Genomic DNA, 21,437 nt, shown 5'->3' with positions numbered 1-21,437 from the left:
GAGCTCATGGCGCGTGACGGCAGGCCGACAGAGATCTTCGTCAGCTACTCCCCTGCCGACACGGCGTGGGCCACCTGGATAGCGTGGGAGCTCGAGGCGGCCGGCTACAAGACCATGATCCAAGAGTGGGACTTCGTGCCGGGCACCAACTTCATCGACTTCATGGACCGCGGGGTCAGCGAGGCGCAGCTGGTCGTGGCCGTGCTGTCGCGCAACTACCTCACCTCCCGCTACGGCCGGATGGAGTGGCAGGCCGCGCTGCGGGCCGACCCCGACAACCCCTCCAACAAGCTCGTCACGATCAGGCTGGAGGACGTCCAGCTCGAGGGCCTGCTGTCCACGATCACCTGGGTCGACCTGCTGGGCGTCACCGACCCCGGGCAGGCCAGGGCGCTGCTGCTGGGCCGGGTGCGGGAGGCGATGGCGGGCCGGGCCAAGCCGGAGGCGGCGCCCGCGTTCCCCGACGGCTCCAGGGTGGCGGTGCCCGCCCCGACGCTCCCGCCACCCGGCGACCGGGCCAGGGCGCGGCGCACGCCGGTGACGGCGCCCAAGTTCCCCCCGACGGTGAGCCCCGACCGGGCGCGCGAGTCGATCAGCGTGCTGCACATCGGCGGCCCCAGGTTCGGCCGGGCGCTGCCCGATCCGGGCGAGCCGTTCACGCCCGAGGACATGCAGGCGCGCATCTGGGCGGACCTGACCGCCATGTACGACCGGGGCATGCCACGTCCCGACCTCATGCTGGTCACCGGCGACCTGACGGAGTCTGGCAGCCTGGGGCAGTTCGGGCAGGCGACGCGGTTCGTGACCGACCTGCGGCTGCTGATCGGGCTGGAGCAGCACCGGCTGATCCTGCTGCCCGGGCCGCGCGACGTGACCAAGGCCGCCGCCAGCGCGTACTTCATGACCTGCGAGGCCGACGACGTGAGCCCGCAGCCGCCCTACTGGCCCAAGTGGCGGCACTTCGCCGGGCTGTTCGGCGAGGTCTACCAGGGGCTGGACGACCGGGTGTTCGACGGCGGGCAGCCGTGGACGCTGTTCGAGGTGCCCGATCTGAAGGTGGTCGTGGCGGGGCTCAACTCGACGATGGCGATGAGCCACCTCGAACGGGACGCGTACGCGCAGCTCGGGGAGGCGCAGGCGGCCTGGTTCGCCGAACGGCTGCGGCCGTACGAGGAGAGCGCGTGGCTGCGGCTGGGCGCCATCGGGCATCCGCCGGGCGAGCTGCGGGACGCGCCCACGTTCGAGCGGCTGCTGGCCCACCGGCTCAACCTGCTCTTCCACGGCGGTTCCGCCCACCGGGCCGAGGGCGTGATCGCCGCGCCGCGCTCCGGGCGGCACCAGGTGGTCGAGATCACCCCTGACGGCCTGCGGATCTGGCAGCCCGACGCGGGCGAGCCCGAGCCGGCCCCGTACCGGTGGAAGGCCGTGCGGGCCACGTTCACCGGCGAGAGCCCGACCCCCGAGCCGCCCGCGCCCAAGCCGGACGAGCGCGCCCCGAGCCCGGTCGAGCTGCTGCTCGACCGGATCGCCGAGGTCTGCGAGGCCAGGCACGAGCGGGCCAGGATCCGCCGGTTCGACGCGCACCTCGTGGTCACCCACCCGGAGGACGGTTTCGTCCGCCAGACGATGATCGGCGCGCACGTGGGCGAGCTGACCGAGAGCACCGCCGACGGCTTCGTCCGCCAGGCGCACGCCACCGGCCTCGCCGCCGAGCTGGTCTACCAGGGCCCGCCCGCCTCCCGGGCGGTCCGCGACGACCTGATGCGCAAGGGGGTGCGGCTGCGCACCTTCACCGAGTTCCAGGGGCTGCTCGACCTGACCGGCTACGTCGCCGAGCAGACCGCCAGGCTGACGGCCGACCGCCGCTACCCGCCCGACCTGTACGTGCCGCAGCGCTACCGCGAGCTCGACCGCCAGGGCGGCCAGATCAAGCACGGCCTGACCGACGAGCTGATGCGGCTGCTGGCCACCGACCACGGCAGGTTCCTGCTGCTGCTCGGCGACTTCGGCCACGGCAAGACGTTCGCGCTGCGCGAGCTGGCCCGGCGCATCCCGGTCGAGCTGCCGCACCTGACGCCGATCCTGATCGAGCTGCGCGCCCTGGACAAGGCGCACTCCGTGGACGCGCTGGTGGCGGCCCATCTGGCCGGGCACGGCGAGGAGTTCATCGATCTCAAGGCGTTCCGCTACCTGCTCAGGCAGGGGCGCATCGTGCTGCTGTTCGACGGGTTCGACGAGCTGGTGACCCGGCTGACGTTCGACCGGGCGGCCGATCACCTGGCCACGCTGCTGGCGGCGGCCGAGGACAAGGCCAAGATCGTGGTCGCCAGCCGCACGCAGCACTTCAAGTCGCACAGCCAGGTGCTGACCTCGCTCGGCGAGATGGTGGGGGTGCTGCCGCAGCGGCGGGTGCTCAGCGTCGAGGACTTCACGCACGACCAGATCCGCTCCTACCTGGCCAACCGGTTCGACGACGGCGACGAGGCCGGCGCGCGCATGTCGCTGATGGGTGAGATCAAGGACCTGCTGGCGCTGGCCCAGAACCCGCGCATGCTGACCTTCATCGCCGACCTCGACGCCGACCGGCTGCGTACGGTGGCGGGCGCCCGCCACACGATCAGCCCCGCGCTGCTGTACGACGAGATCCTCAGCTCCTGGCTGGCCTTCGAGGAACGCCGGGCCAGGATCCCCGGCTCGGCCACGGCGTTGACCGTCGACGAGCTGTGGCAGGCCGTGACGGCGCTGGCGATGCGGCTGTGGGACACCGGCGAGTCGCTGCTGGGCGTGGACGAGCTGACCGAGATCGGCGAAACGCTGACGGACCTGTCCGACGGGCAGCTGTCGGCGGCGCACGCGGCGTACCGGATGGGCTCGGGCAGCCTGCTGGTGCGGACCGAGGACGGGATGTTCGGGTTCATCCACGCGTCCGTGATGGAGTGGCTGATCGCCCGCCACATCGCCCTCGACAACTTCGCGCTGCTGTCACGCAGGCCGCTGTCGGCGCTGACCGTGGAGTTCCTGTGCGACCTGGCCGACGTACAGGCGCTGCGCGCGTGGGCGGCCGACCCGCCGGGCGACGACGTGTCCAGGGCCAACGCGGTCAAGATCTCGGCCAGGCTGCGCACGCCGGCGCGGGCCGACCTGCGCGGCGCGAACCTCAAGGGCGAGGACCTGTCGGCCAGGGACCTGAGCGAGGTCGACCTCACCGGCGCCGACCTGTCCGAGGCCACCCTGGCGGGCACGAACCTGTCCAGGGCCGTCCTGCGCGAGGCCAGACTGACCGGGGCGCGGCTCGACGGCGCCGTGCTGACCGGGGCCGACCTGACCGGCGCCGACCTGTCGGGGGCACGGCTGGCCCGGGTCGACCTGAGCGACGCGGCGGTCGAGGGCGCCCGCTGGCACCGGGCCTCGCTGATCGACGTGACCGGCACGCTGCCCCACCTGCCCGGCGCGGCGGTGGTGCCGGGCCAGCCGGTGGAGGTCGAGTTTGCCCCGGCCGGCATCGGCGTCCCGTACGGCTACCACTTCCAGACCAGCCGCCTGCCCGAGCCCATCGCCTACAGCCCCGACGGCTCCACGATCGCGATCGGCAACGAGGACGGCGGCGTGCTGCTCTGCGTCGGCGGCGCGCCCGTGCGCACGCTGCAGGGGCACCGGGGCCGCGTCTACGCGGTCACGTTCGCCCGCACCCGCGACCTGCTGGCCACGGGCGCGAGCGACGGAGCCGTGCTGCTGTGGGACTCCCTCACCGGCGAGTGCCTGCACGCGCTCAAGGGCCACGCCGACGGCGTCTGGCCGGTGCGCCTCAGCCCGGCCGGCGACCTGGTGGCGGCCGGGGGCGGCGACGGCATCGTCCGCGTGTGGGAGACGGCCACCGGGCGGCTCGCGCACGCGCTGGAGGGGCACCAGGCGCCGATCTACACGGCGTCGTTCGGCCACTCGGTGCTGGTGACGGGCGACGCGGCCGGCGTCGTACGCGTCTGGGACCTGACGTCCGGTCAGGTGAGGCAGACGCTCGACGGCCATCGCGGCAGCGTCTACCGCGCCGTGCACAGCCCGGACCGCCGCCTGCTGGCCACCGGCGACGAGGCGGGCACCCTCAGGCTGTGGGACACCGCCACGTGGCGGCCGCTGCACGTGCTGAGCGGGCACGCGGGCAGCATCTACTGCGTGGCGTTCTCGCCGGACGGCTCGCTGCTGGCCACCGGCGACACGGCGGGCGCCGTACGCCTGTGGGAGCCGTCGGGCGAGTCCCGGGGCGTGCACACCACGCACGCGGCGGCCGTCTACCAGGTGACCTTCAGCCCCGACGGGCAGGCGCTGGCCAGCGGCGACTCGGGCGGCGTGCTCCGGCTCCAGCAGGTCGGCGGCGGTCAGCGGGTCGAGCTGACGGGCCACCGCAGCTCGGTCTGGCCGTTCGCGTTCCGCCCCGACGGCCAGCAGATCGCCACCAGCAGCAACGACGGCACCGTGCGCCTGTGGGACCCGGGCTCGGGCAAGTGCCAGCGGGTGCTGCGCGGCCACGGGCGGCGCATCTCGTCGGTCAGGTTCAGCGCCGACGGCTCGATGCTGGCGACCAGCGGCAACGACGGCGTCGTACGCGTGTGGGAACCGCGTACGGGACGGCGGCTGCGGGAGTTCACCGGCACGGCCGACCGGCTCATCTCGGCCCTGTTCTCCCCCGCCGGGCCCGTGCTGGCCACCTCCAGCAACGACGGCGGCGTGCACTTCTGGAACGCCGTCACCGGCGACTACGAGCGCGAGCTGAGCGCCGAGACCGACCACGTCTGGGCCGAGGCGTTCAGCCCCGACGGCAGCCTGCTGGCCACGGCCAACGACGACGACAGCGTCAAGATCTGGTACCGCCCGACCGGGCGGCTGGCGGGCAACCTGGCCGACCACCGCGGGCGGGTGCGCTCGATCGCGTTCAGCCCCGACGGCGAGTACGTGGCCACGGGCTGCGACGACCGGCTCGTACGCCTGTGGCACGTGGCCTCCGGCGGCCGGGTCGCCACGCTCAAGGGCCACACCGACCGGGTCTACTCGGTGGTCTTCTCCCCCGACGGCCGCCACCTGGCCAGCGCCGGCAACGACGGCCGGGCCATGGTGTGGGAGCTGCGTCCCGGGCAGCCGTGGCAGCCGCGGCTGGTGCACGAGCTCTGGCACGAGGGGCGGCTGTGGAGCCTGGCGTTCGACGCCACGGGCGAGCGCCTGGCCACGGGCGGCGACGATCTCGTGGTGCGGGTCTGGGACACCGTGACCGGGCGGCCGCGGCACACGCTGGCCGGGCACGCCCGCCGGGTGTGGTCGGTGGCCTTCAGCCCGGTCGCCGACCTGCTGGCCAGCGCGGGCGACGACGGCGTGGTGATCCTCTGGGAGGGCGGCGAGCGGCGGGCCACCCTGCTCGGGCTGGCCGAGGGGTGGGCAGCGCTGGCGCCCGACGGGCGTTACAAGGTGCAGGGCGAGCCGGCCGGGCAGTTCTGGCACGTGATCGGGATGTCCCGGTTCGAGCTGGGCGAGCTCGACCCCTACCTGCCGGGCGTGCGGCAGGTGCCGCTCGACTCGCCCCTCTGAGCACGGGTCAGCCGCGGCTCGCGCGCCTCGTCAGCTCCTCCCAGACCTCGTCCACGCGGGCGTCGAGCTCGGCCAGCGCGCCTTCGTTCGGGATCACGATGTCGGCCACCGCCAGCCGGTCCTCCCGGGAGGCCTGGGCGGCGATGCGGGCCATCGCGTCGGCCTCCGGCATGCCCCGGTGCTCGGCCAGACGCCGGATGCGGGTCTCGTCGTCGGCGTCGACGACGATGACCACGTCGTACATGGGGGCCAGGTGGTTCTCCGCCAGCAGCGGCACGTCGTAGACGGTGATCGCGTCGTCGGCCGCCCGGCTCTGCAGCTCCGCCACCCGCTCCCCCACCAGCGGGTGGACGATCGCGTTGAGCGCGGCGAGCCGGTCGGGGTCGGCGAAGACGATGGAGCCGAGCTTCTCCCTGTCGAGCGAGCCGTCGGCGCGCAGCACGCCCTCCCCGAACGCGGCCACCACCCTGGCCAGCCCCGGCGTGCCCGGCTCGACCACCTCGCGGGCGATCCTGTCGGCGTCGATCACGACCGCGCCCTTGGCCGCGAGCCGCTTCGACACCTCGCTCTTGCCCGATCCGATACCGCCTGTGAGCCCAGTCTTCAACACGGGAAAAAGCCTACGGGGTCATCATCGAAGCATGAAGACGACGATCGTACGGGCCGCGCACGAGCAGGCCGCGGCCGTCGGGGACGACTGGGTGGGGCCGCAACACGTCGTGCTCGCCCTGCTGGCCGGTGAGTCCCTGGCCGCGCGGGTGCTGGCCGAGGCAGGGCTGGACCGCGAGCGCGCGCTCGCATGCCTGCCGCACCACGCCAGGCCCGCGCACGGGGCGGGCGGCTTCGCCAACCCCGCCTTCTACAAGCTGTACGGCATCGCGACCGGCCTGGCGCTGGCCGCGGGCCACCGGCACGCGGAGCCGGCGCACTGGCTCATGGCCCTGGCCTATGACGTCGAGGAGGAGAGGGGACCGACGCCGCTGCACCTGTTCGGGGTGGACCCGGCGGCGGTGGCCGAGGCGCTGCGCGCGCACGGGGTCCCGACGCCGCCGATCGACCCGCCCGTGCACGTGCCGTGGCGGGGCCGCCACCAGGTCATCGTGCCCGCCTCCGCCCTCCAGGACGTGCTCGACCGGCTCGACGCCGAGCATCCGGCGGGCTCGGAGTGGCGCTGGGGATGGAACTGGGTGGACGACGACCTGGGCCGCGTCATGATCACGGCTGAGGAAGGGATCGATCTGGCCGCATACGCAGGTGGACCAGCGTCAGATGATCGTCCATCCGCTCCCGGCCCGTCTCCCGGTAGCCCAGACGGCGGTAGAGCTTGAGGTTGGCCTCTGACAGGTGCCCCGTGAACAGGTCGAACGCCTCCGCCTCCGGCACCGCCTCGTGCAGGGCCGTCAGCAGCGCCGTGCCGATGCCCTGGCCCTGGCGGTCGGGCGCCACGACCAGGCGGCCGACCAGGCAGGTCGTGCCGGACACCTGTCCGCGCACCGCCCCGATCACGCGGCCGGCGTCGAGCGCCTTGAGCACGACGGCGCCCTCGATGACCTTGCGGACCTGCTCCAGCGACTCGACGAGCGACGGGATGTACGGGTCGCCGTACAGCTGGGCCTCGCTCACGTAGGCCGCCCGCTGCAGGGTGAGGATCTCGCCCGCGTCCACCGTGGTCGCCCGTTCGATCAGCACGCGCAGCACCCTATCGTTCGCTGTTCACGAATACATGCTCGCCGTGAGCTCGCCGGGGCAGTCGGTGCCCTCCTGCGGCAGCGCCCCGTTGACGAGGTAGTCGTGCACGTGCGTGCGCAGGCAGGTGGCGCGGAGCCTGCTGACCCCCTGGAGCAGGTACGCGTCGCGCCCGTCGCCGTGCGACAGCACGACCGCCCCGGGGACGGGCCCCGTGGGCCGGGCTCCCGCGTCCAGCCGGCCGATCCCGACCAGGACCGTGGGGTCGTGGCGCGGGGCCGGCACGTGCGGGGGCCAGCTCGGGGCGCCCTTGCGCGGCATGCCCAGGCACCGCGCGACCTCGTACCGGCCGCTCACCCATCCCACGCGCGGCGCCACCTCGCGCAGCCGCGTCTCCATCGCGAGGAAGCGCCGGTAGCCGGGCATGGCCGGCATGAAGTCGTGGCACAGCATGGATCCCGACACGGTCGCGGGCGCCGCCGGGGCGCTCACGGCGGCCGGCTTGGTCGCGTCGCCCTCCCTGGCCTCGGAGCCCATCGCCGCCAGCCTGGTCGCGTCGCCTTCCCTGGCCTCGGAGCCCATCGCCGCCAGCCTGGTGGCGTCGCCCTCCCTGGCCTCGGACATGGCCCGGGCCAGCTCCGGCCAGCGCCCCGGGACCAGCCCGGCGTGGACGGCCGCCGCGAGGTGCCGGGCGTTCACCGTACGCCCGGGGCCTGCGTGCAGGGGCGTGCGGCGGGTCAGGGCGTCGTAGACCTTCACGGCGTCGGCGTCGTCGAGCGGGCAGCCCAGGTGCCTGCGGCACCAGTCGCGGAAGGAGAACAGCTGCCGTTCGGCCGCCCGCGCCTGGGCGGTCAGCCGCTGCGCCAGGGCGGGCTCGGTGTGGTCGGGCCCGCCTTCCAGGTACATCCGCCCGGCCCGGTGCGGGAACAGCTCCAGGTACGCCTGCCCGTACACGGCCCCGTAGGAGGCGCCGAAGTACCGCAGCCGGGGCTCCCCCAGCTCGGCGCGCAGGGCCTCGAGGTCGTGGGCGACCTGCCAGGACGTGAGCCCGTCGTAGGCGGGTCCGGCGGCGGCGCGGCAGCTCCGGTCGTAGGCGGCGTTGTCGCGGGCGTAGGCGCGCCACCCGGCCCGTCCCGGGGTGAGGACGAGGCGCAGCGGGTCGGGCTGCGCCACCGCGCACCGGACGGCGGCCGTGCTCCCCCGGTCGCCCAGCCCGCGCGGCTCGACGAGCACCACGTCGAACCACCTGGTCAGCTCGCTCACGCTCTCCGGCCGGGCGCGCACGGCCTGGACGGTGGAGGCCGCGCCGGTGTTCACCACCAGGGAGCCGCGGCTGTGCTGCGGGTCCTGCGCGGGCATCCTCGCCAGGTCGATCTCGGTACGGGCGCCGTGCGGCCTGGCCCAGTCGACGGGCACGGACAGCTTGGCGCACTGCAGCCCGTCGCCGCAGTCCTGCCACTGGGGAGCGGCCGCGCCCTTCACCGCCGGCGACGCGGTGGCCGCGGCCGCCAGAGCGGCCGCGGCAAGGATGATCACCCGCTGAACCATGCCCAATGCGTCGCCCCTGGGAATCGATCGTGGTGTCAACAGCGCAGGTCAGTCTGTCAGCGCCGATCGTCGCGGGCGGCGGCCTCGCCGACACCCAAGGTAAAATCTCCGGCCCCCTCACCGAACCGCCCCAAAAGCCCCCTACGCTCCCGGCACGCCCACAGCGCCACACGCATGGGGGCAGGCATGCGGAAGGCCCCGCACCACGAACGGTGCGGGGCCTTCCGGAGTTATGGCTGGGCCTCAGCCGGACCCGAGGGTCAGCTCTGGCCGCCGGCGAGCTTCTCGCGAAGAGCCGCGAGCGCCTCGTCCGAGGCGAGCGCGCCGCTGGCCGGAGCCGACGACGAAGAGCCGCCGGCCGGAGCCTGCGTCTCGCCGCTGTAGGACGAGGGAGCGGCCTCGCCGGCCTCCGCCTCGGCCTTGCGGGCCTCCTCGATCTGCTTCCGGTGAGCCTCGAAGCGCTGCTGGGCCTCGGCGTACTGCCGCTCCCACTCCTCACGCTGCTTGTCGAAGCCCTCGAGCCACTCCCCGGTCTCCGGGTCGAAGCCCTCGGGGTAGATGTAGTTGCCCTGGTCGTCGTACGTGGCCGCCATGCCGTACAGGGTCGGGTCGAACTCGACCTCGGCCCCGACGCCCTCGTTGGCCTGCTTCAGCGAGAGGCTGATGCGACGACGGTCGAGGTCGATGTCGATGATCTTGACAAAGATCTCGTCGCCGACCTGGACGACCTGCTCCGGGATCTCCACGTGGCGCTCGGCCAGCTCGGAGATGTGGACCAGGCCCTCGATGCCCTCCTCGACCCGGACGAACGCGCCGAACGGCACCAGCTTGGTGACGCGGCCCGGCACGACCTGGCCGATCTGGTGGGTGCGGGCGAACTGCTGCCACGGGTCTTCCTGGGTCGCCTTGAGCGACAGGGAGACGCGCTCGCGCTCCATGTCGACGTCGAGGACCTCGACCGTGACCTCCTGGCCGACCTCGACAACCTCGGAGGGGTGGTCGATGTGCTTCCAGGACAGCTCGGACACGTGCACCAGACCGTCGACCCCACCGAGGTCGACGAAGGCGCCGAAGTTGACGATCGAGGAGACGACGCCCTTGCGGACCTGACCCTTCTGGAGGGTGTTGAGGAACGTCTGGCGAACCTCGGACTGCGTCTGCTCGAGCCAGGCGCGGCGCGACAGAACCACGTTGTTGCGGTTCTTGTCGAGCTCGATGATCTTGGCCTCGAGCTCGCGGCCGACGTACGGCTGCAGGTCGCGGACGCGACGCATCTCCACCAGGGACGCCGGCAGGAAGCCACGCAGGCCGATGTCGAGGATGAGACCACCCTTGACGACCTCGATGACGGTGCCGGTGACGATGCCGTCCTCGTCCTTGATCTTCTCGATCGTGCCCCAGGCGCGCTCGTACTGCGCGCGCTTCTTGGACAGGATCAGGCGGCCCTCTTTGTCCTCCTTCTGGAGAACCAGGGCTTCGACGTGCTCCCCGACCTCCACGACGTCAGCTGGGTCGACATCGTGCTTGATGGAAAGCTCGCGCGAGGGGATGACACCCTCGGTCTTGTAGCCGATATCGAGAAGAACCTCGTCTCGATCGACCTTGACGACGGTGCCCTCGACGATGTCGCCGTCGTTGAAGTACTTGATGGTCTCGTCGATCGCCGCGAGGAAGGCTTCCTCGGACCCGATGTCGTTGACCGCTACCTGCGGGGTGCTCGAGGTGGCCTCAGTGCTGGACGTCATGTGTGGAATTGCTCCGAACGCGGACAGGATGTCGATGTGGCGGATGCGCGGCAGGCCCTCTTCCGCATCAAGCCGAGGAATTACGACATCGACGTGACCGAGCGCGAGCCCGCTCCGTCTGAGGCGCGCGCGAGCCCACAGCGCAGCGATCAGCATATGAGACCATCGCCACGGGGTCAATCCGGGGAGCAATCAATACGCGATGACCTGCAGTCCGCGCTTGGCGTCGATTTTACCTCGCAGTTTCTCCGGTATGGAGATGCGGGCCGGGTCGCCGTCGGAGACATAGCGCTCGCCAGGGTGCTTGTCCAGCCATTCCAGCCAGTACTGCGAGCACCACTTGCGGCACTCGCCCTTCTTGCCGTTGCTCTGGATGCGCTGGATGGCTCCGCGGTCGAATTTTTTCGCGTAGGGCGAAAGCGATGGCTCCGCACCCGCGAGAAAGACACCCGCGAAATCATACCGGGTGCCGTCCCAAGACCCGGTACGGGCGAGCTTCTTCGGCCGGGGCATCGACCCGAACGGCAGGGCCATGGTCCGCGACTCCGGCACGCCGAGCTTCTTGAGCAGGCGTTCGAGCCGGACGATCTGCTCGCGGACCTTCTTCTTGCGCAGCACGCGCAGGTTGGGGTGGTTCCAGGTGTGGTTGGCCACCTCGTACCCGTGGTCGATCAGCCACTTGACGGCGGCCGCCTGGGACTGCCGGTCGGTCAGCCCGAACGGCTCCCTGTTGATCCAGAAGGTGGCGACCGGCCGGAACCCCGGGTATTTCCCGGCCACCTCCTGGAGGACGGCCACGGCCGTGCCGGCCTTGGGGTTGCCGTTCGCGTCGAGCGCGAAGTGGCTCGGGTGCCCGTCGTCGAACGTCAGGACGACCGGGAACTTCCCCGCCGGCACCTTGATGTCGCCGGTGGCGAAGTCTCTGGCGGTGATCGGCACGTAGCCCTTCTTGGCCAGCTTCTCCAGCTCTTTCCTGAGCTGGTCGGGCGTCCTGTCGATCGAGGCCAGCCGCTTGGGGAGGATCCGGTGGTACATCAGGACCGGCACCAGCCCGGCCTCGTTGGCGTGCACCTGCCGGGCGAACTCGGGCGTGGCCACGACCCCCGGCGGCTCGCCCACCGGCGTCTGGCTCGGCGGTGCGACGCTGCCCTGGATCTTGGCCACGTCCTTCGGCTTGGCGTGCGGGCTCTGCTCGGACGGTAAGAGGCTCAGGCCGACGACGGCCACCGTTACCACCACCACGTTGGCGATGCCGATGATCCGCGTGAGGGACGCTGAAATCCGCACAGAGCTCCTGGCCGCCTAGTGAAATTTCCTCCAGGTTAGTCGAAAGAGATGATCAGTCAGTGCCCGGCGTCCTCCCACGTACGCCCCACGCCCACGGAGACCTCCAGCGGGACGCGCAGGTGGTAGGCGGCGTTCATCTGGTCGCACACGAGCTGCTTGAGCTGCTCCAGCTCCCCTGGCGCGACCTCGAACACCAGCTCGTCGTGGACCTGCAGCAGCATCCTGGAGGCCAGCTTCTCCTCGCGGACGGCCTGGTGGACGTTGAGCATGGCGACCTTGATGATGTCGGCGGCCGAGCCCTGGATGGGGGCGTTGAGCGCCATCCGCTCGGCCATCTCGCGGCGCTGGCGGTTGTCGCTGGTGAGGTCGGGCAGGTAGCGGCGGCGGCCCATGATCGTCTCGGTGTAGCCGTCGGTGCGCGCCTGCTGGACGATGGCCTGCAGGAAGTCGCGCACGCCGCCGAACTCGGTGAAGTATTCCTCCTTCAGCGCCCGCGCCTCCGAGACCGGGATGTTGAGCTGGCCGGACAGGCCGAAGTCGGACAGGCCGTAGGCCAGGCCGTAGTTCATGGCCTTGATGCGGGCCCGCAGCTCGCCGTCGATCTGCTCGGGCGGCAGGTTGAACACGCGCGCGGCGGTGGCCTGGTGGAAGTCGTGGCCCGACTCGAACGCCGCGATCAGCGACTCGTCGCCCGACAGGTGGGCCATGATGCGCAGCTCGATCTGGCTGTAGTCGGCCGTCAGCAGCGTCTCGTAGCCCTCGCCGACCACGAAGCCCTGCCGGATGCGGCGGCCCTCGGCGGTGCGGATCGGGATGTTCTGCAGGTTGGGCTTCTCGGAGGACAGGCGGCCGGTGGCGGCGATGATCTGGTTGAACGTGGTGTGGATGCGCCCGTCGTCGGAGATCTCCTTGATCAGGCCCTCGACGGTGGTGCGCAGCTTCTGCTGGTCGCGGTGGCGCAGCATGATCGTCGGCAGCTCGTGCTCGGTCTGCGTGGCCAGCCAGGCGAGCTGGTCGGCGTCGGTGCTGTAGCCGGTCTTGATCTTCTTCGTCTTGGGGAGGTTGAGCCGGACGAAGAGGATCTCCTGCAGCTGCTTGGGAGAGCCCAGGTTGAACTGCTCGCCGACGGAGCGGTGGGCCTCCTCCACGGCGTGCTTGACCGCGGCCCCGAACTCGGCCTCCAGGCCCGCGAAGTATTGGCCGTCGACGGCGATGCCCGCCCGCTCCAGCTCGGCCAGCACGGTCAGCAGGGGCAGCTCGACGTCGGCCAGGAGCTGGGTGCCGCCGCGCCCGGCCAGGAAGGTCTCCAGGGAGTCGGCCAGCTCGCGCACGGCGTGGGCGCGCAGCGCGAGGTCCTTGGCCGGGGCGTCCTCGTCGTCGCCGAACAGCGCGGCCTGCCCGGTGGACTCCTCCTCGGCCCGCAGGTCGCGGTGGAGGTAGCGCCTGGCAAGGTCTTCGAGCGCGAACGTGCGCTGCCCCGGCATCGCCAGGTAGGCCGCCAGCGCGGTGTCGCAGCTGAGGCCGCGCAGGTCGAGGCCCTGCGCCCAGAGCGCCAGGATGGGCCCCTTGGCGTCGTGGACGGCCTTGGGCCTGCCCTCGTCGCCCAGCCAGGCCCGCAGGGCCGTCTCGTCGGCCTCGGTGAGCTTGACGGGGTCGATGTGGGCGGCGGTGCCGTCGGGCGAGGCGATGGCGATGCCGTCGATGCGGCCGGTGCCGCTGCCGTAGGCGCCCTTGAAGGCCAGCCCGGCCCGGCCCGCGGGCATCGCCGACAGCCAGCCGGCCACCCGGTCGGGGCCGAGCAGCACGGTCTCGACCTCGAAGCCCTGCTCGGGCTCCTGCTCGCCGCTGCCGAGCACCTTGAAGACGCGCTCGCGCAGCTCGCCGCGGATCTGCAGGGAGTCGAACAGCTTGTTGATCTCCTCGCGGTCCCACGCACCCTGCGTGAGGTCGCCGAGGTCGGCCTCGAGCGGGACGTCGCGCAGCAGCTCGGTGAGGCGCCGGTTCATCAGCACCTGGGCGACGTGCTCGCGCAGCTTGTCGCCGACCTTGCCCTTGACCTCGTCGACCCGGTCGACCAGCGCGGTCAGCGAGCCGAACTCGCGCACCCACTTGGCGGCGGTCTTCTCCCCCACGCTCGGGATGCTCAGGAGGTTGTCGCTGGGGTCGCCGCGCAGGGCGGCGAAGTCGGGGTATTGCTCCGGGGTCAGGCCGTACTTCTCGACGACGGCCTCGGGAGTGAACCTCGTCATGTCGCTGATGCCGCGCCGGGTCATCAGGACGGTGATGTGCTCGTTGACCAGCTGCAGCGCGTCGCGGTCGCCGGTGACGATCAGCACGTCCATGCCCTCGCCGTCCGCGCGGGTGGCGAGCGTGGCGATGAGGTCGTCGGCCTCGAAGCCCGCCTTGGACAGGCGCGGGATGCGCAGGATGTCGAGCAGCTCGAAGATGAGCTGCATCTGACCGCGGAAGTCCTCCGGCGTCTCGCTCCTGTTGGCCTTGTAGTCGGAGTACGCCTCGTGGCGGAACGTCGGCTCCGACCTGTCGAAGGCCACCGCCACGTGGGTCGGCTGCTCGTCGCGCAGGACGTTGGTCAGCATCGAGGTGAACCCGTAGACCGCCTCGGTGTGCTGACCATCGGTGGTCATCAGGTTGGCGTCTTTGAGCGCGTAAAAAGCGCGGTAGGCCAGGGAATGCCCGTCAAGCAGCAACAGGCGCGGGCGGCTGGGGGTCACTTCACTCTTCGGCACACACGCAGCCTAGTCTGCGTCTGCGACAGAAAACCTGAGCTCGGAAGAGTGGAGACGTCCCTTTGACGCAGACCAACCCCCTGGACTTCTCGGTGCTCGGCGCCGTGCACGAGGGCACGCTGGCCGACCGCATGGGCATCGAGTTCCTCGAGGCCGGCCCCGAGCGGGTCGTGGGCCGCATGCCGGTCGAGGGCAACACCCAGCCCTACGGCCTGCTGCACGGCGGGGCCTCGGCGGTGCTGGCCGAGACGCTGGGTTCGGTGGCGGCCGCCATCCACGCGGGCCCCGAGCGCATCGCCGTGGGCATCGAGATCAACGCCACCCACCACCGCTCGGCGACCGCCGGACACGTCACGGGCGTGGCGACCAGGCTGCACGGCGGCCGGACATTGGCGACGTACGGCATCGAGATCACCGACGAGCAGGGAAAACTCGTCTGCACCTCTCGTCTCACGTGCATGCTCCGCGACAGGTGAACCTCCCGTCCCTTTGCGCGCCGCGCCCGTAGGTCATACGGTGGTCCGAACGCGAGCCCGCAGGGCGGCCCAGTAGAAAACGTGTGCGGCCGGGGAAGCCCTACACGGCCCCAAAGGTCGCCCTCGCGGGCTCGTCCACGTTTTACGGCGATCGTTATGGATTCGTTCACCAAGCCGCCAGGCGTCTACTGTGATTTAGCCCCTGACCTGGCTTGTTGTTTGCTCACATCAGCGACACACACATGTCACTAATTGGTGACGAACGATACTGAACCGGGCGCCACCAGAATAAGCTCCCGCCACAGCATCCCAGTTGTGCCTGCGATGCGCGCGTGTCGAGATGGAGGGGCACAACCCCGCCTTGACCTACTTGAGGGAGCACCATTGCGCAGAGCCGTGATCGCGTTCACGGCCTTCCTGAGTGGACTCGTCTTCCTGCTGGCCAGCCCCGCCCACGCGGGGCCCGCCGACTGCCAGGGACTGAGGGGAACACTCAAACTCCAAGGCCAGCCAGTGAACGGCGCCAAAATCGCCGTGACCACCGAGAGCGGACAACCCGTTAAGGAGGTCACGAGCAACGCACAGGGCACTTGGGACGTTCAGGTCGACAAACCCGGCAAGTACAAGGTCACCCTGGATGTCAGCAGCCTTCCGCAGAACGCGGAGGTGCGTGGCGGCAACAATGTCCGCACACCGACCGTCTTCGAGGGCAACTGCTCGACGGTCCTGTTCGCCCTCCAGGCCAAGGGCGCCCCTGGGCAGCAGCAGCAGGAGAGCGGCGGCGAGAGCTCCTTCTGGACGACGGCCGCGCAGCTGACCTTCGAGGGGCTCAACCTCGGCCTGATCATCGCCCTGGCCGCGCTCGGTCTGTCGCTCATCTACGGCACGACCGGCCTGACCAACTTCGCCCACGGCGAGCTGGTCACGCTCGGCGCGATCCTCGCCTATGCGTTCAACGTGGGCTTCGGGCTGCATCTCATACCCGCCGCCATCATCGCGGTCGCGGTCGGCGGCATCCTCGGCTACCTGCAGGACCGCCTGTTCTGGGGCCAGCTGCGCAGGCGCGGCACCGGCACCATCGCCATGATGATCATCTCGATCGGCGTGGCGCTCTTCCTGCGGTACGTGTTCCTGATCTTCTTCGGCGGCCAGAACGAGGCCTTCGCCCAGTACACGGCCCAGCCCGGCATCCAGGTCGGCCCCATCACGGCCGCCCCCAAGAACTTCGTCGCCATGGGCATCGAGCTCGCGGTCCTGATCATCGTCGGCCTGGCCCTGATGCGCACCCGCACCGGCAAGGCGGCCCGCGCCGTGGCCGACAACCCCGCGCTCGCGGCCTCGTCCGGCATCAACGTCGACCGGGTCATCCGGATCATCTGGACCACGGGCGGCGCCATCGCCGCGCTGGCGGGCATCATGCTCGGCCTGTCGCAGAGCCTGAAATTCACCATGGGCCAGGACATCCTGCTGCTCATCTTCGCCGGCGTGACGCTCGGCGGGCTCGGCACCGCGTTCGGCGCGCTGGTCGGCTCGCTGGTGGTGGGACTGTTCATCCAGGTCTCGACCCTGTGGGTGCCGCCGGAGCTCAAGAGCGTCGGCGCGCTGGCCGTACTCATCATCGTGCTCCTCGTCCGGCCGCAGGGCATCCTGGGCCGCCGCGAGCGGATCGGCTGATCGGGGGAGGATCAGAATGGACTGGATCACGATCATCAGCACCACGCTCAAGGCCGCCATCGGCGTGGACACGGTGCTGTACGCCCTCGCGGCCATCGGTATCAACATCCACTTCGGCTACACCGGCCTGCTCAACTTCGGCCAGGCCGCGTTCATGGGCGTGGCCGGCTACGGCCTGGCCGTCACGGTCACCGTCATGGGCCTGCCGTTCTGGATCGGCATCATCGTCGGCCTGGCCGCCGCCGTGGTGCTGGCGATCCTCATGGGCATCCCGACGCTGCAGCTGCGCGCCGACTACCTGGCCATCGTCACCATCGCGGCGGCCGAGATCATCAGGCTCGTCTTCCGCTCGGTGGCCTTCAAGGACGTCTTCGGCGGCTCCGACGGGCAGCGCGGCTTCTCCGACGGCTTCTACGCGCTCAACCCCTTCCCCGAGGGCGAATACGGCTTCAACCTCGGCCCGGTGCCGATCTTCTTCAACAACCGGGTGCTGTGGGTGCTGGTCGTCGGCTGGGCACTGATCGCCATCTGCTGCGGCATCGTCTACCTGCTCATGAAGAGCCCGTGGGGCCGCGTGCTCAAGGCCATCCGCGAGGACGAGGACGCCGTGCGCAGCCTCGGCAAGAGCGTCTTCTCGTACAAGATGCAGTCGCTCATCCTGGGCGGCGTCATCGGCTCGCTCGGCGGCTTCATCTACGGCCTGGCCTTCGCCTCCGTGCAGCCGGACGTCTTCGGCACCGAGACGACCTTCTACGTCTACACCATGGTCATCCTCGGCGGCGCGGCCCGCGTGCTCGGCCCGGTCGTCGGCTCGATGATCTTCTGGGTGCTGCTGGTCTTCATCTACGGTGTGCTCACCGAGGCGGTCGGCGCCGGGTACATCACGTTCATGGACACCAACCAGGTGGGCGCTTTCCGCTACATCATCGTGGGTCTTGGCCTCATCCTGTTGCTCGTCTTCCGGCCACAGGGCGTCTTCGGTGACAAGAGGGAGATAGCAATCGATGCACGCTGAAACCCACACCCAGGCAGGCGCCACCGAGCGCAAGGCGGCCGCCCTGGCGGCGTTCAAGGACCTCGCGCGCGATCCCGGCGTGCCCAAGCCCGACCCCATCCTCGTGGTGGACAACGTGGTGCGCCGCTTCGGCGGCCTGACCGCGGTCGAGGTCGGCCACGTCGAGATCCAGCGCGGCTCCATCACCGCGCTGATCGGCCCCAACGGCGCCGGCAAGACCACGTTCTTCAACCAGCTCACCGGGTTCGACACGGCCGACTCCGGCTCGTGGACGTTCAACGGGCGGGCCATGAACGGGGTGCCAGCGCACAAGGTGGCCCGCGCCGGCATGGTGCGCACGTTCCAGCTCACCAAGGCGCTGTCCAGGCTGACGGTCATGGAGAACATGCGCCTGGGCGCCCAGCAGCAGAAGGGTGAGAGCTTCTTCCGCGCGCTCGTGCCGAGCCTGTGGCGCGGCCAGGAGGACGAGATCACGGTGCGGGCCGAGGAACTGCTGGAGCGGTTCAAACTCGCCGCCAAGCGTGACGACTTCGCCGGGTCGCTGTCGGGCGGCCAGCGCAAGCTGCTGGAGATGGCCCGCGCGCTCATGGTCCAGCCCGAGCTGGTCATGCTCGACGAGCCCATGGCCGGGGTCAACCCGGCGCTGACGCAGTCGCTGCTCGGCCACGTCAAGGACCTGCGCGAGCAGGGCATGACGGTGCTGTTCGTGGAGCACGACATGGACATGGTCCGCGACATCAGCGACTGGGTCATCGTCATGGCGCAGGGCGCGGTCATCGCCGAGGGACCGCCCTCGACGATCATGTCCGACGAGCGCGTGATCGACGCCTACCTGGGCGCCCACCACGACGCGCCGCTCTCGGAGACCGAGCTGGAGGCCCAGCTCCACGAGGCCGAGGCGGCGCTGGAGGCCGAGATCGAAGAGGAGACGCAGAAGTGACCGTCCCTGAGCCGGCCCAGTCGAAGGCGGCCGTCACCGACCGCAGCGACCACCTGGAGGGCGCCAAGGACGCCGTACTGAGGTGCGACGAGCTGATCGCCGGCTACCTGCCGGGCGTCAACATCCTCAACGGCTCCGACCTCTACGTCAAAGAGGGCGAGCTGATCGGCATCATCGGCCCCAACGGCGCCGGCAAGTCGACGCTGCTCAAGGCCATGTTCGGGCTGGTCACCATCCGCAGCGGCACCGTGCTGCTGAAGGGTGAGGACATCACGAACATGAAGGCGCACTCGCTGGTCGCCCGCGGCGTCGGCTACGTGCCGCAGACCAACAACGTCTTCCCCAGCCTCACCATCGAGGAGAACCTCGAGATGGGCGCCTTCCAGGTGCCGGGGAAGTTCAAGGAGCGCTTCGAGTTCGTGGCGGAGCTGTTCCCCGCGCTCAAGGAGCGGCGCAAGCAGCGCGCCGGCTCCCTGTCCGGCGGTGAGCGGCAGATGGTCGCGATGGCCCGAGCCCTCATGACCGAGCCGTCCGTGCTCCTGCTCGACGAGCCGTCGGCGGGTCTGTCGCCCAAGCTGCAGGACCTGGTGTTCATCCAGGCCCAGCAGATCAACAAGGCGGGCGTGACGGTGATCATGGTGGAGCAGAACGCGCGGCGCTGCCTGCAGATCTGCCACCGCGGCTACGTCCTCGACCAGGGCCGCAACGCCTACACCGGCACCGGACGGCAGCTCGCCAACGACCCCAAGGTCATCGAGCTGTACCTCGGCACGCTGGCCAAGGCGTAAGACGCTCGAGAACGGCGAAGGGGCTCCCATGGGCCCCTTCGCCGTTCTTTAATGTGCGGTGTGAAACGTTTAGCGACAGTCGCGCTCATGCTTCCCGTGCTGCTCGTCGGATGCCAGGGCAACGCCTCGTCCGCGTCCAAATACAGCACCGGCGGCGATCCCACCGACAGCCCGTGCGCCCGCGTGGTCTCGGCCATCGGGTACGCCAACCTCATGCTGAAGCCGAAGGGTCAGGAGGACCGGCAATATTTCGAGGACGCCGTGATCGGCCGCCTGGCGGAGCTGCGCGGGATCACGCTGGAGTTCGGCGACCGGCTGCCCGACTCCCTCAAGGGCGCCGTACAGACGATCAAGACCACGACCGCGGGGCTGTCCAGGAACGACGTGCCCCGGGCGCGGCAGGTGGCGCTGCTCAAGCAGTACCGCGTGGCCGCCGACCAGATCGTGGCGGGCTGCAAGTAGAAACGAGAAGGGCCCGGCCGTGACGGCCGGGCCCTTCCGTGTGAGGCGGCGGTACTAGCCGGCGATGTTGCCGGTGCGGTACTCGAGCGCCTTGGTGGCGTACTTGTTGTTGGCGCCGTACTGGTAGATGCCGATGGTGGCCACGGACGGGTCACCGGCCTCGTTGAACTCGACCGGGCCGCTGACGCCCTCGTAGTCGATGTCCTTGCCGGCCTTCAGCAGGTCCACGCACTCCTTGAAGCTCTTGCACTTCTCGCCGCCCTTGCTCACCTCGGCGAGCTTGGCCGCGATGTCCGTGCCGGCGTCGCTCTTGGCGGCCTCGGCGGCCAGCGCGATCAGGTTGGCCGCGTCGTAGGACTCGGGGGCGTAGCTGAAGTCCTGGAGCTTGGGGTCGACGGCCAGGAGCTTCTTCTCGAACTCCTCGGGGGCCGCGGCACCCGGGATCGTGCCCTTGACGCCTTCGAGCGTGCCCTTGGGCATCTTCACGTAGTTCGTGTTGGACGTGTTGCCGTCCACCATGTACCACTTGTGCTTGCTGGCGGGCAGGCCCTGCTTGACCAGCTCCGCCACGACCTTCGCCGTCTCCTCGAACCCGATCAGCACGATGCCCTTCGGGTTCTTCGCCTTGATCTTGGCCACGTCCGCCGAGAAGTCGGCCGCCTTCGGGTCGTAGTCGACGCGCTCGACGACCTCGCCACCACCGTCGGTGACGGTCTTCTGCACCTGGTCGGCCAGACCCGTGCCGTAGGAGTCCTGCATGGCCAGGATGCCCACCGTGTCGTTGCCGTCGGCCACCACGAGGTCACCCAGCACGCGCCCCTGCAGCTTGTCGGGCGGCGAGGTACGGAAGTACAGGCCCTTGTCGTTGATCGTGGTGAACTTGTCGGAGGTGTTGGCCGGCGAGAAATGCACCACGCCCGCACCGGTGATCTTGTCGATCACCGACTCCGACACCGACGACGACGCGGCGCCGATGATGGCGTCGGCCTTCTGCGCCAGCAGCTTGTCCACCGACTGCGAGGCGATGTTGGTGGTGGTGTCACCCGAGTCGGTGTCGTACTTGGTGATCGGCTTGCCGAGCACGCCACCGGCCTCGTTGATCTCCTTGACGGCGGCGTCGACTCCCGCGATCTCGGGCGGGCCGAGGAAGGCCAGCGAACCGGTCTGGGGCAGCAGGGTGCCGATGGTGAGAGTGCCATCGCCCTTCGCCGCGGCGGGCGCCGACGACGATGGCGCGGCAGCAGACTCCGACGTCTGCGTGGCGGTGTTGCCGCCGCCACCGCCGCAGGCTGTCAGGGCGAGGCTGGTGGCAGCCACGACAGCCAGCGCCCGCCCCACGGGAGCAATGCGGATCATGAAGTGTCTCCTTCATTTCCAGGCCGGGATCGGTCAGCACCGCCGAGCGTTCCCGAACGAATGCAGGAAACGTATAAAACTGCTGCGTGCTCCAACCAGATGCACTGGGGAACTGTCGGCACTTGGATGCGGAGTCGTA

The 21,437-nt window shown here is 70.3% G+C and carries 15 protein-coding genes; 8 read left to right on the top strand and 7 right to left on the bottom strand.

All coding sequences use genetic code 11. The features are described from left to right. Nucleotides 1-6: 6 nt before the first annotated feature. On the top strand, nt 7-5,574 hold the full coding sequence (locus tag ACIBI9_RS03340; protein WP_397220290.1) for a TIR domain-containing protein: 5,568 nt from the start codon (nt 7-9) through the stop codon (nt 5,572-5,574). Nucleotides 5,575-5,581: 7 nt separating this feature from the next. Here the strand turns inward: ACIBI9_RS03340 and coaE are convergent, their stop codons facing one another. Further along, nucleotides 5,582-6,184 (bottom strand): dephospho-CoA kinase, encoded by a 603-nt coding sequence (gene coaE / locus ACIBI9_RS03335; RefSeq protein ID WP_397220289.1) that lies wholly within the window; start codon nt 6,182-6,184, stop codon nt 5,582-5,584. A gap of 31 nt (nt 6,185-6,215) precedes the next feature. Between coaE and ACIBI9_RS03330 the strand changes: the two genes are divergently transcribed. After that, nucleotides 6,216-6,902, top strand: coding sequence for a Clp protease N-terminal domain-containing protein (locus tag ACIBI9_RS03330; RefSeq protein ID WP_397220288.1), 687 nt, complete (start codon nt 6,216-6,218; stop codon nt 6,900-6,902). Here ACIBI9_RS03330 and ACIBI9_RS03325 read toward each other — a convergent pair. From ACIBI9_RS03325 to polA, 5 genes are all read right to left on the bottom strand, one after another. Then, a complete protein-coding gene (locus ACIBI9_RS03325) occupies nt 6,790-7,269 on the bottom strand; it encodes a GNAT family N-acetyltransferase (RefSeq protein ID WP_397220828.1) in 480 nt (159 codons plus the stop codon). The two genes, ACIBI9_RS03330 and ACIBI9_RS03325, sit on opposite strands and share 113 nt — an antisense overlap. Nucleotides 7,270-7,287: 18 nt before the next feature. Then, a complete protein-coding gene (locus ACIBI9_RS03320) occupies nt 7,288-8,796 on the bottom strand; it encodes an alpha/beta fold hydrolase (protein WP_397220287.1) in 1,509 nt (502 codons plus the stop codon). A gap of 272 nt (nt 8,797-9,068) precedes the next feature. Further along, complete coding sequence (rpsA, locus tag ACIBI9_RS03315) at nt 9,069-10,553, bottom strand: 30S ribosomal protein S1 (RefSeq protein ID WP_397220286.1); 1,485 nt, start codon at nt 10,551-10,553, stop codon at nt 9,069-9,071. Between the two features lie 192 nt (nt 10,554-10,745). Next, the gene (locus ACIBI9_RS03310; RefSeq protein WP_397220285.1) at nt 10,746-11,840 is read right to left on the bottom strand and encodes a polysaccharide deacetylase family protein; all 1,095 of its coding nucleotides are present in this window, start codon (nt 11,838-11,840) and stop codon (nt 10,746-10,748) included. A gap of 56 nt (nt 11,841-11,896) precedes the next feature. Beyond that, the gene (polA, locus tag ACIBI9_RS03305) at nt 11,897-14,587 is read right to left on the bottom strand and encodes a DNA polymerase I (RefSeq protein WP_397220284.1); all 2,691 of its coding nucleotides are present in this window, start codon (nt 14,585-14,587) and stop codon (nt 11,897-11,899) included. Nucleotides 14,588-14,718: 131 nt separating this feature from the next. Between polA and ACIBI9_RS03300 the strand changes: the two genes are divergently transcribed. The 6 genes from ACIBI9_RS03300 (at nt 14,719) to ACIBI9_RS03275 (ending at nt 19,942) form a co-directional block, all read left to right on the top strand. Then, complete coding sequence (locus ACIBI9_RS03300; RefSeq protein WP_397220827.1) at nt 14,719-15,063, top strand: PaaI family thioesterase; 345 nt, start codon at nt 14,719-14,721, stop codon at nt 15,061-15,063. A 384-nt stretch (nt 15,064-15,447) separates the two neighbouring features. After that, on the top strand, nt 15,448-16,737 hold the full coding sequence (locus tag ACIBI9_RS03295; protein ID WP_397220283.1) for a branched-chain amino acid ABC transporter permease: 1,290 nt from the start codon (nt 15,448-15,450) through the stop codon (nt 16,735-16,737). A gap of 16 nt (nt 16,738-16,753) precedes the next feature. Beyond that, nucleotides 16,754-17,752 (top strand): branched-chain amino acid ABC transporter permease, encoded by a 999-nt coding sequence (locus ACIBI9_RS03290; protein ID WP_397220282.1) that lies wholly within the window; start codon nt 16,754-16,756, stop codon nt 17,750-17,752. Then, a complete protein-coding gene (locus ACIBI9_RS03285; RefSeq protein WP_397220281.1) occupies nt 17,742-18,692 on the top strand; it encodes an ABC transporter ATP-binding protein in 951 nt (316 codons plus the stop codon). Before ACIBI9_RS03290 ends, ACIBI9_RS03285 begins: the two co-directional genes overlap by 11 nt. Then, nucleotides 18,689-19,480 carry an ABC transporter ATP-binding protein gene (locus ACIBI9_RS03280; protein WP_397220280.1) on the top strand — a complete coding sequence of 264 codons (792 nt, stop codon included), beginning with the start codon at nt 18,689-18,691 and terminating at the stop codon, nt 19,478-19,480. Before ACIBI9_RS03285 ends, ACIBI9_RS03280 begins: the two co-directional genes overlap by 4 nt. Nucleotides 19,481-19,540: 60 nt before the next feature. Next, nucleotides 19,541-19,942 (top strand): hypothetical protein, encoded by a 402-nt coding sequence (locus ACIBI9_RS03275; protein WP_397220279.1) that lies wholly within the window; start codon nt 19,541-19,543, stop codon nt 19,940-19,942. A 54-nt stretch (nt 19,943-19,996) separates the two neighbouring features. On the opposite strand, the gene ACIBI9_RS03270 is transcribed toward ACIBI9_RS03275, so the two are convergent. Continuing rightward, on the bottom strand, nt 19,997-21,298 hold the full coding sequence (locus ACIBI9_RS03270) for an ABC transporter substrate-binding protein (protein WP_397220278.1): 1,302 nt from the start codon (nt 21,296-21,298) through the stop codon (nt 19,997-19,999). Nucleotides 21,299-21,437 lie beyond the last annotated feature (139 nt).

This window comes from Nonomuraea sp. NPDC050451 (genome assembly GCF_044458585.1).
Note: the sequence above shows the minus strand (reverse complement) of the source record. Positions and strands in the feature narration are given on the sequence as shown.